A 15653-nucleotide genomic window follows, 5' to 3' on the forward strand; every position below is an offset into this window, starting at 1 on the left:
ACCACACCCCTTGACGTGAGCCACGTTTGATGTGGGAATCTGAGCATATCAGGCCACTTCCCACGCGAACACGGCGGGCGGATTCTTGCCCGGCGATCGGTGTGGGCCGACATGGTTGCAATGGTCTCGCCAGGTGTCGATGTTTTCGCGCGCATCCGCCAAGCCGGTGAACCAGCTCAGATCGAGACAGCAATCTCGAAACTTACCGTTGAAGCTCTCAACGTAAGCATTTTGCGTCGGCTTGCCGGGTTGGATGAAACTCAACTTCACCTTGGCACGCTTCGCCCAAAAGAACTTTGCCTTCGACGTAAACTCCGGGCCATTGTCGACGACGATGGATTTCGGTAGCGGCTTGTTCAGCCGATCAAGAGCGCGAGCAACCCGTTGGCTGGCAATCGATGTATCGACGACTTGCAGCACATACTCCCATGAGCAATCGCCGACGACATTGAGGACGCGGAAACGTCGTCCATTGGACAATTGGCCCGAAACGAAATCCATCGAACAACGCTGATACACCTTGTCTGGCACCGGCATCGGCACGCGCGGCCGCGTCAGCTTCTTACGGCGCTTGGTGCGTACCTGGAGCCCTTCCTCGCAGCAGATCCGGTAGGTGCGCTTGTAATTCCTCACGTGCCCCGCGGCCCGCAGCATGTCATGCAGCGTCGGGCAACCATGGCGCGGGTATTGCTCGGCCAGCATCTTAAGCCTCTCGCGTACCCCCCGCATCATCGTGGCCCTTTAGCGGTGACCAGGTGGTAGAACGGCTGAAGCCTGAGAGCCGGCAGGCCCGGCGCTCACTGAAACGGCGATCCTTGAGGTGTTCTGCAGTTCACCGCCGTTGCGCGGCCATCACCACTCTCCCTCAACCAACTCCTTGAGCGCAGCCTTGTCGAACTCGAGCTCAGCCTGCAGGCGCTTGAACCGGGCATTTTCCTTTTCTAGATCACGCAGCCGCTTGGCTTCCGAGACCTCCAAGCCGCCGTACTTCGACTTCCAGCGATAGATCGTGTTCTCGACGATGTCGTGGCGGCGGGCCAAGTCGGGCACTGAGGCACCGGCCGGGTGTTCCTTGAGGATCGAGAAGATTTGTTCTTCTGTGTAGCGCATACGCTTCATATTTGGACCTCCCAGGGACCAAAAAAAGGAATTTCCAGATCACACATGGCTCGGATTAAAGGGGTGCTGTCAAATCCGTAGAACCCCGCTGGCAAGGACGCCGATGGAGTTTTATCACGCCCGAATACAGCTTAGAAGGCCCTTATACGAAGATAAATATATCTGTCCCCGTTGCTTACTATGGGGAAGCATCACGACAATTGAATCTGCTAAACTTCAATCCTTTGACCAGTTTTCCACATTACTCCGAAGAAAATCACATTCACCTTGGCGGCCTAAGCTTGCAGTGTTTCTCTTGTGCACAATACACACAGGCGATTCATAACTCGCTTTAATTGAAGAATGACATGTTCTCCCGTCAGCGACACTCAAGTCCCAAGGGTCATTACAATCGTCGACACAGATATCACCGTCGATCACCATTTCAATAGATGACTCGCCTAATTCAACACGATTTGGCGTCAACAGATAACGATTCAACCAAATGGATCCTCGCTCTTGATAGATCTCCTTATACTCACCAAAACTGCCTGACGGCTCGGCAGCAATAGGCAAGTCACCAATCGGTGTTATACCTCTGCTCCCTACGCAATAGTAGTAGACACGCGAATGAGCATTCAGCCCAATTACATCTGGCTCAACGATAATATACCAACAGCCTGACTCCTCTTGGTCGGCAACATAATCGGAGATGCTGGCGCACGATTCTACGCCACTCACCATCACCTTCTTCTGAGTGCCAGCGGATTTCCACACCATAAAGACATGGCTATCAACTGACTCGCAATGAATTGGCGACGGAGCATTCTCGTCGTGCTGGAGTTCAGCGACTCCCGAGTTTGATGCCAGACAGGAAATGGAGAAAGCATGGAGCACCACCATCAACTTGTTGGCCCGACTGCGTCTCACTAGCTTATCCCTTAGATCGTGTCGTCAATTATAGATTTGACAGTTTGGGTCTTTTTTTGTCGCTCTGGAAAATGAGCCTGCTTAGGCCAAGGACGAGTGACACCAACACTTCTCGAATCACCGCGAATAACTCGCGTAACCTCCGCCACATCATCGGTATCTGCTATTTCTGCAATAGTATTACTAGCCCAGAACCATCCCGCTGTATCAATAGATGTATACTCGTCATTCGCAACAACATCGGCATTGCTTATGGCAGGGGGTTTCATTTTCATTTTCAGCTGCGAAACCACGCTAGCATTGGTAATTGGAAGGTTGTTGATACTGCTTTTAGGCAAAGAAGTTCCTGACAAGCCCCACCAACCAAGATCTCTCCACCATCTGTCGTTAAACGACGCGGGATCAAGCCAGCCGCGATACACCCAATAGTTTGCATAATTTGCGCGCCCTGTTAGTTGCTTAAACCCTCGTCCACGAAAATCTCCACCATCATTCCACTCGACATTCCCTAGCCAACCTTTATAGTTAAGAGCTTTGGCATAATGTCGAAAATAGTTGTGCGGATTTCCGTTATATAATTCGCTCATATATTTGAGCTCCAATGTTTCCACTCCTGCCTGCCCGTAAAAATGAGCCATTCGTAGTGGTGCGGTTAGGCCATACTTTCGTGTGCACAAATTCAGATGCACATGATACTTTGTGACTTTCACCGATGCCGCATTAGGGTAAATTCGTTCAAGCTCGTCAGTCGACAACCATCTGTTAGACCGGAAATGAGCAACAAACGCTCTTGGATGAAAATGCCAATGCTTCGCCGGGATACCTGTATTAGCCGCACCCCAATCGATTGCCAATGCGGTGCCATGCGAGACAAAATCCTCCCAATCGATTGGCTCCAGTTTGAACTCGGGGTCACTTTTTAGCCATGACCAACGCGCACGAATCGTCGCTTGATCCCATTCCGAGGGAAACTTGCAGACGGCTCGTTCAAGCGTTTTGCGCACGTCCGCACCGGCTAATCGACGCTCGAGTTCTTGGCGTTTGAGGGTGCGTTCCGCACCTTGAAGCGTCGGGAAAGTTTTACTGTCCATCCGCAGTGCCGGCAAGCCTAATCGATTATGTATGCGCTCCCAGCTATGCGGGTCTTCGATGGTTCCGATGATGGATGCAGACTCGCATCGACTATCTACGTCACCGTCATCATCCACCAACTGCCATCCACGCCACTGGGGAAAGTCCGCGTCGCTGAATTTCTTGACGCCGGTAGCATTCAAGTTTACCCAACCTGTACCGCCCGGATAGCGGGCCTCGCGCCAATGCGGCACGTCTGCTGGAACAAGCGGGTCAGGACCAACAACGCGGCCGAATCGTAACAATTCGTAGACTGCACTCGGCGCAGGACGGGAACCTGCCGGATAGGCCTTGCTGATTTCGGTCGCCGCCTGGTAAAGCTCATATTCTGTGTCACGCTCTACAATCGGTTTGCCAAGTTCATGGCCCTGCATTACATAGGAATGCAAGTATGCGTCCCCTCGTTCGTTCGTCGGGCCATCGCCTGCGCGATAACGCAATCCAACGTAGAGTGGGAATTCAGCGGCAGGCATCTGTGCTTTTCCAGTCTTCCAGGCTTCTTCCAGTTTGCCCCAATCGGGTTTTGCGGAAATAAAGGGCGCAATCTCGTCCAATGTTCCTTTGAGGGTGTAGGCCGGCTTGGCTTTAGGCGTGACCTCAGTTGCGCCCGGCTTGTCGGCAAAAAATTGGGTACCAGCAGGCAGTTGAAAATATACATCGCCATACAAGACATCGGTACGACCGTCGCTTGCGGTCGACAACTCGCCGGTATTACGACCCATTAGGGTTTTGAGGTTCTCGTCGTCACACACGATCTCAAGATGCAATTGATCGTTCTTGCCGTAGACAATACCCGGCATGCCGATCTTGTCTTTGCGATAAACCGCGCGGTCTTTGGCACCTCCGGCTACTCGGCTGGCGACACCCAATAGTTTGCTCAGGTGCATGTAGATCGATAGAAACGTCACTTCCACAGGTTTATTCTGTGCACCGGCACCGATCTCGGTGGTGTGCTTGATAATTACACAACCATCGTCAGTCCAGGCTGGATCGCTACCACCATCGGGGTTGTAGTTAAGCCAATCCGTCACGTTGTCGTTGCGTGCCGTGGGCTTTCGCGCATAGACAATCTCACCGTCGGCAATCGCTCTAACACTATCCGCGCCTTGCGGGGCTCTTAAATGCAGACCGCCATGCCAGCCCAGCTTAAGAGATACCGGATATGAGCCTTCCGGCACACCTGTATTCTTTACAGTGACGTCGGTGTTGGGCATGCATCGAGCCACATATTCGGCGTCAGTTTCGTTCTGATTCCGTGGTAGCAGAAAAGGAGGACTAATTATCATCTTGGAGATCGGCTGCTGATCGTGTTGTTACCTTCCGTGGTGAGCGCCCAGACGCTCAGCTCGAAAAAGAGAAACGTTTTTTGATGCGGAAATCGCTGCGCGGGAAGTTCGGTAACGAGTAACCGCCCTGCACCGGCCCGCTGAAACTCTTCTTACTCGCATGCACGGTAATGGTCCCGGGACACTCCACGGTGATCCCGCCATCGATCGTGATGCTGGCCCCGCCGGCGACGGCCAGGTGGACCTTCTTTGCCGCGGCAAAGTCGATGTCGGCTCTTGCCGAGACCAGTTTGAGGTCTTGCTTGGCCTGGAGCTTGAGTTGGTCGCTCTGCGCCTGCATGTCGACCGGGTCTTTGGCCGCGATCAGGGTGATACCGGTGTTGCCCTCGCCGGGTTGGATCGCGCCGGCGAGCAGGCCGATCGCCTGCCCGGTGTGGACACGTGCCTTGCCGCCGACGGCAATGTCGGTGTCCTGTCCGCTCATCGCGGTGAAGGTCTCACCGTTGGCAAACTGCAGGTGTTGTCCGGCGACATTGGCCAGGCCGGCCTTGGCCGCCTGGATGATCGCCGGGTCGGTAAAGTGCGGCACCTTGTCGCTTGAGACCTGGGTGTTCTTGTTGTTGGCGTCGCTCTCGGCCGGGTTAAGGGCGCTGTGCTCGACCATGCCGCTGGCGGTCTGGTGCATCGCCGGGATGGGTGCGAGTTTGGGGTCGACAAAGCTGCCGTTGGCTTGGCTGCTGCCGACACTGTTGGCCAGTTCGACCGTCTGGTGCGTCTTGGCGGCCTTTGAGAGGGTGCTGGCCAGGGTCTTGGCCTGATTGAGCAGGGCCATACCGGCGGTCAGGTCCCCGGCCGGCTCGGCGGGAGTGCGTCGTGCCCAGGTACTCATCAGCACGCCTTGCCCCCCTCTCAGTGCGCCGTAGGCATCGGTGCGCAGCTCGGCCCCGGCGCCACGGAAGCTGCCGCGGTAGTTGTCGGCCTGGTGGACCAGGTGACCTAAGTTGAGCTCGGTGTGGTGCTGGGTGGTCTTGAGCTGCACCCGCTGCTGATCGTCGGTGTCGTCGAAGACCAGCTGGTTGTAGCCCTCGCCGCCAAAGGCCTTGGTCTTGAAGCCGCTGAGGGCCGCGGCATGCGCATGGCTGGTGGATGCAGCACCGTGCCACGCTGGGCTGTGGCCGGCGGCGAGGTTCCCTTGGCCGCTCGGGCTGTGGTCGGTGGCCTCGTTAAAAACGCTGGTATCGGCGGTTTTGTGGTTGTCGCCGCCCGGGGTCGGGATCACGCCACCTTCACCCTGGCCGTTGTACAGGGCGCCGATCACCAGCGGTCGGTCGATATCGCCCTCGAGGAAGTCGACCAGCACCTCCTGGCCGATGCGCGGCAGCCACTGCCAGCCCATGCCGTTGCCGGCTTGACGGCTGGCAACCCGCAGCCAGCAGGTCAGGCGGTCGTCGGCACGCTCACCGCGCTGCCAGTGGAAGCGCACCTTGATGCGCCCGAGCGCATCGCACCAGATCTCGTCGACACCGTTGGGCCGGTCTTCGCCGTGCGGACCGACGACGATCGCGGTCATCGGGCCGGGGGCCAAGGGTCGCGGATTGATCCGTACCCCGGTGTCGTCGCGCAGGCGCGGGCGCCACGGCACCTTGGCACGCAGGGTCTCGAAGCGGTTGCCGTAGCCGCGCTGACGGGCCAGGTCGAGCAGCTCGGCTGGAAGCTGGGTTGGGGCACTGAGCGGTGCCAGGGTGTCGCCGGTCGGCAGGTCGTCGCCGCCGAGCGGACCGGCCAGGCGCTTGGCGACCTTGTCGATCGACTCGCCGGACAGGTTGTTGATGCCTACATGGGTCAGCTCGGTCAGCAGGAAGCGGCGGTTGTCGCCGGTGTCCTGCCCGGCTTGCTCACCCTCTTCGAGCAGGTCCAGCGGTGATTCGCTCAGGTCGAAGGCGAAGCCGGGGCGGAAGGTGCGCACGCTGCCGCGGCCGAAGAAGGACTTGTAGCGGGCCTCGCGGGCCTGCATCGCCAGGCGCAGGTAGCGGTCGGCCTCGCCACGGGTGGCATGGGCGTATTGACCGGCGGGCTCGTAGTGCTCGAGGACCGGGGCATGCTCGCCACCGAAGCTGTGGTGGGTCGGCACCTGGGCGGTGACGGCGCGCTTGGCCTTGTAGTCGTAGCTAAGCACCGTCATGACGGTGGTATCGAGCTGACGGCGGCTGCCCAGCGCGGTGATGGCATCTTCGGTCTCTTGCGAGTCGACGCGGTGGAAGCGGATTGCGCCTTGGGTATCGGATTGCTCATCGCTGGGGCAGGCGACGCTGTCGGCGAACAGGCGGATGCGGTGGCCGGCCGGGGCGGCCTCATCCTCTTCGACGCACCAGGCCAGGCCCTCTTCGGCGAGCAGGCGCGAGACGAAGGCGTAGTCGCTTTCGCGGTACTGCACGCAGAAGCTGCGCGGGCGGGTGTCGGCGAGAAACTCACCGACCTCGTCGGACCACTGCCAGGCGGCGTGGGCGGCATAGTCGCCGAACACGAGGTCGATGATCTCGACCACGCTCTTGTCCTGGAACACCCGGTTGTGGCGGCCGCGCCCAAGCAGCCAGGTCCAGGGCACCAGGGTCAGGCGGTAGCGGGTGAAGCCGCCGTCGGCGCCGAGCTTGTCGGCGGCGCGCACCAGGGCGCTGCGGCGTGACAGGGTGCCGTCGGCCAGGGTCGTGACCAGCGTAACCGGCTGGCCCATGAAGGCTTTGAGCTCGAGAAAGGCATCGGTCGACAGGCCGTCGATCACGATTTCGAAACCGGCGGACAGCGCCTCGCGCCCCCACCAGGCTTCCACCAGCAACGAGCCCGGTGCACCCGATGGCCACTCAAGCTCGTACAAGCGCGTCTCCGCGCTAAACAACAGATCCATGTCAGACCCTCAAGTCAACGAACACATCTCCCGCGCTGCATGTCGGCGCCCCGGCAATCGATGCCGGTGATGTGTTTTGTCCACGGACTTCCTGTCCAAATAGCTCCCTAAGTGCCGGTATTCTGTCAAAGCCTTTCGGCGAACGCCAGACTCGGCATCATAAACCGCGAGCCAGTCGAGACGGCACGATCAACGGTGATCGTTCTCCATCTTCTCGGCTTTCTCGAGCACCATGGCCTCGAGATCATCCTTATATTGCTGCACGCGATCCATTACCGAGTCGTCGCTGGTACCCAGGATCTGCGCCGCGAGGATGCCGGCATTCTTCGCGCCATTGATCGCCACGGTCGCCACCGGCACGCCACCGGGCATCTGCACGATCGACAGCAGCGAATCCTGGCCGTTGAGGGTCGACGTTTTCACCGGTACCCCGATAACAGGCAACGGCGAGACGGCAGCCACCATGCCCGGCAGGTGGGCGGCACCGCCGGCACCGGCAATGATCACGCGAATGCCGCGGCCGCGGGCGTTCTGCGCATAGTCGTACAGACGACCGGGGGTACGGTGTGCCGACACGATCGTCATCTCGAAAGGAATTCCCAACTCTTTCAGCATCGCTGCCGCATCCTGCATCACCGGCAGATCGGAATCGCTGCCCATAATGATGCCGACTTTTGCATCCGTCATAACTTCTTGTCTCCGAGAATCTTGATAAGCGTCTTGACCTGCCTGGCCTTGTCACAAGCGGCCTCGATCGTGTCATCGATGACCGTGACATGCCCCATTTTGCGGCCAGGCTTGGTAACCGCCTTGCCATATACGTGCACGCAGACACCGGGAATCGCCAGCGCCGCACGCAAGCCTGAAATGATCGGTCGCCCGTGATAGCCCTCTTCGCCCAGCAGGTTGACCATGGTGGCCGGCGACAACTGTCGCGTCTCGCCCAGCGGCAGACCGAGAATCGCCCGCAGGTGTTGTTCGAACTGATCGGTCACACAGGCCTCGATCGTGTGGTGCCCCGAGTTGTGTGTGCGCGGCGCCACCTCGTTGACCAACAGTTCGCCGTCGGTGGTCAGAAACATCTCGACGCCGAACACGCCGACACCGTCCATCGCCTCGACGGTACGTACCGCCAATGCCTCGGCCTGACGCGCGATGTCGTCGCTGACATTGGCCGGTGCAACGAGAAAATCGAGCACGTTGTCGTCTTCGTGAAAACGCATCTCGACGGTCGGATAGGCACGGCACTCGCCGCCGACATTACGCGCCACCATCACCGCCAGTTCCTTGTCCGCCTCGACGAAACGTTCGATGTAGCTGGGCACCGGCAGGTTGCGTGCAAAGGCCCCGGCATCTTTCATAACGACGACCCCGCGGCCGTCGTAACCGCCACGGCGCGCCTTCTGCACCAAGGGGTAACCGAAGGATTCGAATGCCGCCGCATCCGGTGCCGGCATGTCGAGAAACGCGGATGTCGGGATGCCGGCATCGCGCAGAAATTCTTTCTGGGTGAACTTATCCTGAATCATTTTCAGGAGCGCCGGGCGCGGAAAGATGGTGTGACCCTCGCCTTCGAGCGCCAGCAGGGTTTCGGTTTCGATATCTTCGAGTTCGAAGGTGACGATATCGCAGGATTCGGCCAGCTCGCGCAGCTTTGCCGGATCGCTGTAGTCACCGACGATCTGGTGCCCCGCCACCTGGCCCGCCGGCGAACCCTGCAGAGGATCGAGCACTACGCAGGTACACCCGAGGCGCTTGGCCGCCTTAACCATCATGCGCCCGAGTTGGCCACCGCCGATTAGGCCGATACGCGCAACCGGAAAAGGGTAAGAATCTTCCATCGCTGTCGCCGAACAAAAAAAAAACCACAGGCCCACCGCCAGGCGAACCCAGGTCTATCATTCCATGCCTCGCTGAGGAAACGGGTGGCCGAAATGGAGCAAACTCTCCTGGCCGCGCCAACCGGATCGTCCTGGCGTTTCACCGCCGACGGCCGATTCGCACAAACCCGCAAGCGCGTAAGGATACCGCGGATTTGCAAAGTGTGCCCCAATTTCCCGGATTTGCATCGCAATCCTTCCACTTCTTGGCCGGCGTCAATGCCCCCGGCGACGCCTTCGGATAGCCTGATGCGCATTGGGTTTGCGGTGTTTACCCGGCATCTGCAACGCCGGTCAGCCCCCGTTGGGGCGAAATCGGACGGCTGCGGAGCTTTACAAAGGCTGTGCTATAGTCGCGCGCAGCTTTAAATTAGGAAGTGCTGATTCTGAAGGCGTTGCCGCAATTCTTGAATGATCATTTCAGATCTGGATAGCCTTGCATCAAACACCTTCAACCTGTCGCGGGCGCTCTGGCAGCTTGATCGTCCTGATCATGGATAGCCCACACCATCCAGCAGTTTCCTCATCGCTAACCAAAGACTAAAACGCAAAATTCCAGGGGGGACACTATGTCCAAACAGCATCCTGTCGTCGCGGTAACCGGCTCGTCCGGCGCTGGAACCACCACCGTGAAACGCGCTTTCGAGCACATTTTCATCCGCGAAGGCATCAATGCCGCGGTGGTCGAGGGGGACAGCTTCCACCGCTACGAACGCGCCGAGATGAAGGTCAAGATGTCGGAGAAAGGCCTCAGCCACTTCGGCCCGGGGGCCAACCGTTTCGACAAACTGGCCGAACTGTTCAAAACCTACGGCGAATCGGGCACCGGCGAGAAGCGTTACTACCTGCACAGCGAAGAAGAGGCCGCAGAGCACAACGCACGCCTGGGCATCGACAAAAAGCCCGGCGAATTCACCCCTTGGGAACCGATTCCTGAAGGAACCGACCTGCTGTTCTACGAAGGCCTGCATGGCTTGGCGCAGGACGGTGAACACGACGTGGCGCAGCACGTGGACCTGGGTATCGGCGTGGTGCCGATCGTCAACCTGGAATGGATTCAGAAGATCCACCGCGATAACGCCGAGCGTGGCTACTCGCCCGAAGCGGTCGTCGACACGATCATGCGTCGCATGCCCGACTACATCAATCACATCACGCCGCAGTTTTCGCGTACCGACATCAACTTCCAGCGCGTCTCGCTGGTCGACACGTCGAACCCGTTCATCGCGCGCGACATCCCGACGCCGGACGAAAGCTTCGTCGTCATTCGTTTCGCCGACCCGAAGAAGTTCAACACCGACTTCCCCTACCTGCTGTCGATGATCAATGACTCGTTCATGTCTCGTCGCAACAGCATCGTGGTGCCGGGCGGCAAGATGGGCTTCGCGATGGAAGTCATCTTCGGCCCGATCATCGATCAGATGATGGACGACCGCGGCCTGTAAGGCCTTTGAGGTGGCGGCGACCGTCCGCCACCTCGTCCCGCCATGAAAACCTTTAGCAGCGCACATGTCACCGGTGCCGATTGGCAGTCGGTGTGTGCGGGCGTGCTCGACCGGATCGATGGCGACAATGCCGGCGATCTGGCCTTTATCTATCTGTCGGAAGACCTGGCAGCCGACACCGATCGCATCATCGATGAACTGCGCGAGCAATCCGGCATCACCCATTGGGTGGGCTGCGTCGGTATGGGACTGTGCAGCAACGGCCGCGAAACCTACGGTGAAACGGCCGCCAGTGTGCTCGTAACGCCGTTCGCCACAGACGACTTCCGCCTGATGCCACCGATCGAACACTCTCCGGCCGAATGGTTGAGTGCAACCGAGCGCTGGCGCAACCAATCATTGGCGTCGGTTGCCGTGGTTCACGGTGATCCCTCGAGCTCCGAGTTGCCCGACCTTTTGGTGCGCATCAGTGACGGGCTGCAGGGTGGTTTTCTGGTCGGCGGCATTGCCTCGGCCGACAAGCTGCCCGTTCAGATTGCCGACAAGGCGGTCAGCGGCGGTCTGTCCGGGGTGCTGTTCAGCGGCAACATCACCGTCAACACCGGGCTCAGCCAGGGCTGCAGCCTGATCGGCGACCGTCACCAGATCGATGCCGGTCAACGCAACATCATCGAGAGCATCGACGGGCAGCCGGCGTTGGACGTGTTCAAGGAAGAGATCGGCGAAGTCCTGGCGCGCGATCTGCGCCGTGTGGGGGGCTATATCTTCGTCGCCCTGCCCATCGCCGGCTCGGATACCGGCGACTACCTGGTGCGCAATCTGATCGGTATCGACCCCGACCAGGGCCTGCTGGCGATCGGCGACTACGTAAAACCCGGTATGGAGATCCAGTTTGCCAGGCGCGACGCCAATACCGCGCGCGACGATCTGCAGCAGATGATCGAAGGATTGCTGCAACGTCTGCCGTCGCCACCACGCGGTGCTTTGTATCACTCATGCCTGGGTCGTGGCCGCAACCAGTTCGGCGACGATTCCGAGGAACTCAAGTTGATCGGCGAGTTGCTTGGCGACGTCCCATTGGCCGGCTTCTACGCCAACGGCGAGATTTCACATCACCGCCTGTACGGCTATACCGGTGTGCTGACGCTGTTCAGTTGAATAGCGGCTGAGATTCAGCCTGCGTGAACCGCTTTCGAACCAGGCTGGGCGCCGTGCAAGGCTTCGCGGATGCGCGCTTCGATCTGAGCGACCGAAAGACCGGCGATCTCCAACTGTTCCGCCTGGGTGCCCTGCTCGATGAACTCGTCGGGCAGGCCGAGATTCAGCACCTTTACCTGCACGCCGGAGGCCAATAGCAACTCGTTAACCGCCGAACCGGCGCCGCCGGATACCGCGTTTTCCTCGAGCGTGACGACCAATCGATGGCTGCCGGCAAGTCGCAGGACCAGGGCCTCATCGAGCGGCTTGACGAAGCGCATATTGGCGACCGACGCATCGAGATTCTGCGCCGCCTTCAGTGCGGATGCCAACAGTGTGCCGAAGGCCAGGATCGCGATGTCTTTGCCTTCGCGCATGATCTCGCCGCGCCCCCACGGCAACGTCTCAAGCTCCGACGACGGCTGCGTGCCGATACCCGAGCCGCGCGGGTAGCGCACCATGGCCGGACCTTGGTGCTCATAGGCGGCCTGCAACATGCGCCGACATTCGGCCTCATCGGCCGGCGCCAGGATTGCGATATTGGGGATGCAGCGGGCGTAACTCAGATCATAGGCACCGGCGTGGGTGGCGCCATCGGCACCGACCAGGCCGGCACGATCGACAGCGAAGGTCACATCCAGGTTCTGCAAGGCCACATCGTGCAACAACTGATCGTAGGCGCGCTGCAGGAAGGTCGAATAGATTGCGACCACCGGTTTCAGGCCGTCGCAGGCCATACCGGCAGCAAAGGTAACAGCGTGTTGTTCAGCGATGCCAACATCGAAATAGCGTCGCGGGAAGCGCGCAGCGAAGTCGACCAGGCCCGATCCCTCGCACATCGCCGGCGTCACGGCCATCAGCCGCCGATCCTGCTCGGCCGCATCGCAGATCCAATCGGAGAACACGCTGGTGAAGCTCTTGCCGCCAGCCTTCTTCTGCATCTGGCCGGTCGACGGGTTGAACGGCGTCACCCCGTGATAAACGCACGGATCGCCCTCGGCCGGCGCATAGCCCCGGCCCTTCTGCGTAACCACGTGCAGAAAACGCGGACCGCGCATGCGCTTCATATTGCGCAGCGTATTGACCAGCAGCGGCAGGTCGTGGCCGTCGATCGGGCCGATGTAGTTGAAGCCGAGTTCTTCGAACAAGGTGCCGGGCATCACCATGCCCTTCATGTGCTCTTCCCAGCGGTGCACCAGGTCTTTCATGCCGGGCAGACCGCTCAGCACGTGTTTGCCGCCCTCTCGAACCCGGTTATAGAAACGGCTCGACAGCACCCGCGCCAGGTAGTTGCTGATCGCGCCGACCGGCTGCGAGATCGACATGTCGTTGTCGTTGAGCACCACCAGCAGATCGAGGTCCAAGGCACCGGCGTGATTCAGCGCCTCGAAGGCCATACCGGCAGACAGGGCGCCATCGCCAATTACCGCGATATGTTCGCGCTGCTCGCCTGCAGCCTGGGCAGCCACCGCCATGCCGAGGGCGGCACTGATCGAGGTACTCGAATGACCGGCACCGAACGGGTCGTATTCGGATTCGTCGCGTTTCAGAAAACCGGACAGACCGTCCTTCTTGCGCAGCGTCGTCATGCGATCGCGCCGACCGGTCAGAATCTTGTGTGGATAGGCCTGGTGCCCGACATCCCAGACCAGCCGATCGCTCGGCGTGTCGAACACATAATGCAGCGCCACCGTCAGCTCGACCACGCCGAGGCCAGCCGCAAGATGCCCACCGGTCTGCGACACCGCATTCACCAGGCACCGCCGCACCTCGGCTGCCAGGGCAGGCAGCTCAGTTGCCGGCAACGCGCGCAAACCACCCGGCGAATCGATTTCGTCGAGCAGTCGGTACGGGGCGCCTGACTGGCTGTGAGGCATTGCTGCAAACCTGATCCACAAACGGACACTTATTCTAACGCACCCGCTGCAAGTTCAGATCGATATTTGTCGTGGCGCGATAAACATTGTGCGCCAGTCACTCTTGAAAATTTCACTGTTCAACCGCACCTACGGCGAGACGCAGAACACGCTACCCAGGGCGCAAACCCGGTAGCGCGCTGCGCAATCGGGTCGCGATATGGCGGATTTCCGCAATTTATCTGTCATCGCGATGACAAGGACGTGTCACGCAGCCGACTTAGGCTGATCGTGAACCTGACGCCAAGGAAACAAGTCAATGAGTGCCGTTGTTCCAGATCTCGACGCCCGGCGATCGAAAAGCCGACTCTACGTCGAACTCGCTACAACCATGGACGATATCCACGCCTCGCAGGCGCTGCGCTACCGCATCTTCGGCGAAGAACTGGGTGCACAGGTCGAAGGCGCCGATCGTGGGATCGACGAAGACCGTTTCGACCCTTATTGCCAACACCTGCTGGTGCGCGACGCCGCCACCGACCGGGTGGTCGGCTCAACCCGTCTGCTGCTCGACCGGCAGGCCGAAAAGGCCGGCGGCTTTTATTCGTCGAGCGAATTCGATCTCGGCCCGCTGCTGACGCTGCCCGGCCGCCGCCTGGAAGTCGGTCGCACCTGCATCGACCCGACCTACCGCCAGGGCGCTGCCATCGCCGTGTTGTGGTCGGGACTGGCCGACTACATCAAGGAAAACCGCATCGACATGCTGTTCGGCTGTGCCAGCGTCGAGATGGAAGATGGCGGCACCGTCGCGCAGGCGATCATGAACCGCGTTCGCCAGCATGCGATGACCAAACCCGATTGCCGGGTCACGCCGCGCAATCCGCTGCCGCCGCTGCCGGCCGGGACACACGAAACGGTCGCCGCGCCGTTGCCGCCGTTGCTGAAGGCCTACTTCCGGCTCGGTGCTCGGGCATGTGGTGAACCCTGTTACGATCCGGCGTTCAACTGCGCTGATATCCTGGTCATGGTGAACGTCAACGAGATCGACGCATCTTATACCCGACACTTTCTCGATCGGGTGATGAAGGGCTGACATTGATAAGTACCTGGCGGATAGCGCTGCGAACACTGCTGCTGTCCCTGCACATTCTGTTGGGTCTGATCCTGACCCCCCTGGTGCTGTCACGGCATCCGGGCGGCGTGTTGCGCACCCACCCGCGGATCGAGTCGTGGTGGCACAACCGCGTGGCCGACATCTTGGGAGTACGCATCACGGTGGCCGGCTACCGCCCGCAAGCACCGGCGTTCCTGGTTGCCAACCATATCTCGTGGCTCGATGTCATCGTGCTCGGCGCGCTGACACCGACCGATTTCCTGTCCAAGTACGAGGTAAGACGCTGGCCGCTGATCGGCTGGTTGGCGGCGCGCGCCGGCACGCTGTTTATCCGCCGCGGCAACGGCGAAGCTGCACAGATCACCGAGCAGATCTCCAAGCGACTGCGCGACAACGGCATGCTGACCGTATTCCCCGAAGGCACCACCACCGACGGCACCCTGGTGCGGCCGTTCTTCTCGCGACTGTTCGCTGCACCGATCGATACGCGCACCGATGTCGTGCCGGTTGCGGTCCGCTACCACATCAACGGCCACCATGATCCCGTCGCGCCCTATACCGACGATCAATCACTCGGCGAGAACCTGCGCGGCTTGATCACGCGGGCCAAGACCGAGGTCATGGTGATCTTTGGCGAGCCGATCACCTTGAGCGGACACAGCCGCAAACAGGTCGCCGATGAGGCACGCAATGCCATCATCATGGCGCTGCACAGCCACGAACAGACACCCCTCGGTGAACGCGTTCCGGCGCCGGCAGCAGGATAGCGACTTGCGACTGTATTCCCGGCCGGCCACCCTCCCCCTGACAGCGA

At 60.0% G+C, this 15653-nt stretch carries 10 protein-coding genes and 1 pseudogene; 4 read left to right on the plus strand and 7 right to left on the minus strand.

Translation table 11 applies throughout. The features are described 5' to 3' along the window. Positions 1-48: 48 nt before the first annotated feature. From B1781_RS18290 to purK, 6 genes and pseudogenes are all read right to left on the minus strand, one after another. A pseudogene (locus B1781_RS18290) lies at positions 49-1119 on the minus strand (IS3 family transposase). Positions 1120-1335: 216 nt separating this feature from the next. Then, positions 1336-2001 carry a hypothetical protein gene (locus tag B1781_RS23015; RefSeq protein WP_164513457.1) on the minus strand — a complete coding sequence of 222 codons (666 nt, stop codon included), beginning with the start codon at positions 1999-2001 and terminating at the stop codon, positions 1336-1338. A gap of 38 nt (positions 2002-2039) precedes the next feature. Beyond that, positions 2040-4373 carry a hypothetical protein gene (locus B1781_RS18295; protein WP_078121033.1) on the minus strand — a complete coding sequence of 778 codons (2334 nt, stop codon included), beginning with the start codon at positions 4371-4373 and terminating at the stop codon, positions 2040-2042. Positions 4374-4500: 127 nt separating this feature from the next. Further along, entirely contained in the window at positions 4501-7347 is a 2847-nt protein-coding gene (locus tag B1781_RS18300; RefSeq protein WP_078121034.1) for a type VI secretion system Vgr family protein, read from the minus strand. Between the two features lie 189 nt (positions 7348-7536). After that, positions 7537-8034 (minus strand): 5-(carboxyamino)imidazole ribonucleotide mutase, encoded by a 498-nt coding sequence (gene purE / locus B1781_RS18305; RefSeq protein ID WP_078121035.1) that lies wholly within the window; start codon positions 8032-8034, stop codon positions 7537-7539. After that, complete coding sequence (purK, locus tag B1781_RS18310) at positions 8031-9188, minus strand: 5-(carboxyamino)imidazole ribonucleotide synthase (protein WP_078121036.1); 1158 nt, start codon at positions 9186-9188, stop codon at positions 8031-8033. Before purK ends, purE begins: the two co-directional genes overlap by 4 nt. A gap of 608 nt (positions 9189-9796) precedes the next feature. Between purK and B1781_RS18315 the strand changes: the two genes are divergently transcribed. Next, positions 9797-10672 (plus strand): phosphoribulokinase, encoded by an 876-nt coding sequence (locus B1781_RS18315; RefSeq protein WP_078121037.1) that lies wholly within the window; start codon positions 9797-9799, stop codon positions 10670-10672. A gap of 42 nt (positions 10673-10714) precedes the next feature. Next, complete coding sequence (locus B1781_RS18320) at positions 10715-11830, plus strand: FIST signal transduction protein (protein ID WP_078121038.1); 1116 nt, start codon at positions 10715-10717, stop codon at positions 11828-11830. Between the two features lie 14 nt (positions 11831-11844). Here the strand turns inward: B1781_RS18320 and dxs are convergent, their stop codons facing one another. Beyond that, on the minus strand, positions 11845-13746 hold the full coding sequence (gene dxs / locus B1781_RS18325) for a 1-deoxy-D-xylulose-5-phosphate synthase (protein ID WP_078121039.1): 1902 nt from the start codon (positions 13744-13746) through the stop codon (positions 11845-11847). Between the two features lie 298 nt (positions 13747-14044). On the opposite strand from dxs, the gene B1781_RS18330 reads away from it, so the two are divergent. After that, on the plus strand, positions 14045-14818 hold the full coding sequence (locus B1781_RS18330; RefSeq protein WP_078121040.1) for a GNAT family N-acetyltransferase: 774 nt from the start codon (positions 14045-14047) through the stop codon (positions 14816-14818). Between the two features lie 2 nt (positions 14819-14820). Further along, positions 14821-15606 carry a lysophospholipid acyltransferase family protein gene (locus B1781_RS18335; protein ID WP_164513458.1) on the plus strand — a complete coding sequence of 262 codons (786 nt, stop codon included), beginning with the start codon at positions 14821-14823 and terminating at the stop codon, positions 15604-15606. Positions 15607-15653 lie beyond the last annotated feature (47 nt).

It is taken from the genome of Thiosocius teredinicola (genome assembly GCF_002009425.1).
Classification (GTDB): Bacteria; Pseudomonadota; Gammaproteobacteria; order Chromatiales; family Chromatiaceae; genus Thiosocius; species Thiosocius teredinicola.

Excerpts from the sequence above, each read along its gene's own strand:
- B1781_RS18330 (WP_078121040.1), top strand. The coding sequence starts at position 14,045 with ATGAGTGCCGTTGTTCCAGATCTCGACGCCCGGCGATCGAAAAGCCGA.
- B1781_RS18315 (WP_078121037.1), top strand. The coding sequence starts at position 9,797 with ATGTCCAAACAGCATCCTGTCGTCGCGGTAACCGGCTCGTCCGGCGCT.
- purE (WP_078121035.1), bottom strand. The coding sequence starts at position 8,034 with ATGACGGATGCAAAAGTCGGCATCATTATGGGCAGCGATTCCGATCTG.
- B1781_RS18320 (WP_078121038.1), top strand. The coding sequence starts at position 10,715 with ATGAAAACCTTTAGCAGCGCACATGTCACCGGTGCCGATTGGCAGTCG.
- dxs (WP_078121039.1), bottom strand. The coding sequence starts at position 13,746 with ATGCCTCACAGCCAGTCAGGCGCCCCGTACCGACTGCTCGACGAAATC.
- B1781_RS18300 (WP_078121034.1), bottom strand. The coding sequence starts at position 7,347 with ATGGATCTGTTGTTTAGCGCGGAGACGCGCTTGTACGAGCTTGAGTGG.
- B1781_RS23015 (WP_164513457.1), bottom strand. The coding sequence starts at position 2,001 with ATGGTGGTGCTCCATGCTTTCTCCATTTCCTGTCTGGCATCAAACTCG.
- purK (WP_078121036.1), bottom strand. The coding sequence starts at position 9,188 with ATGGAAGATTCTTACCCTTTTCCGGTTGCGCGTATCGGCCTAATCGGC.
- B1781_RS18295 (WP_078121033.1), bottom strand. The coding sequence starts at position 4,373 with ATGCCCAACACCGACGTCACTGTAAAGAATACAGGTGTGCCGGAAGGC.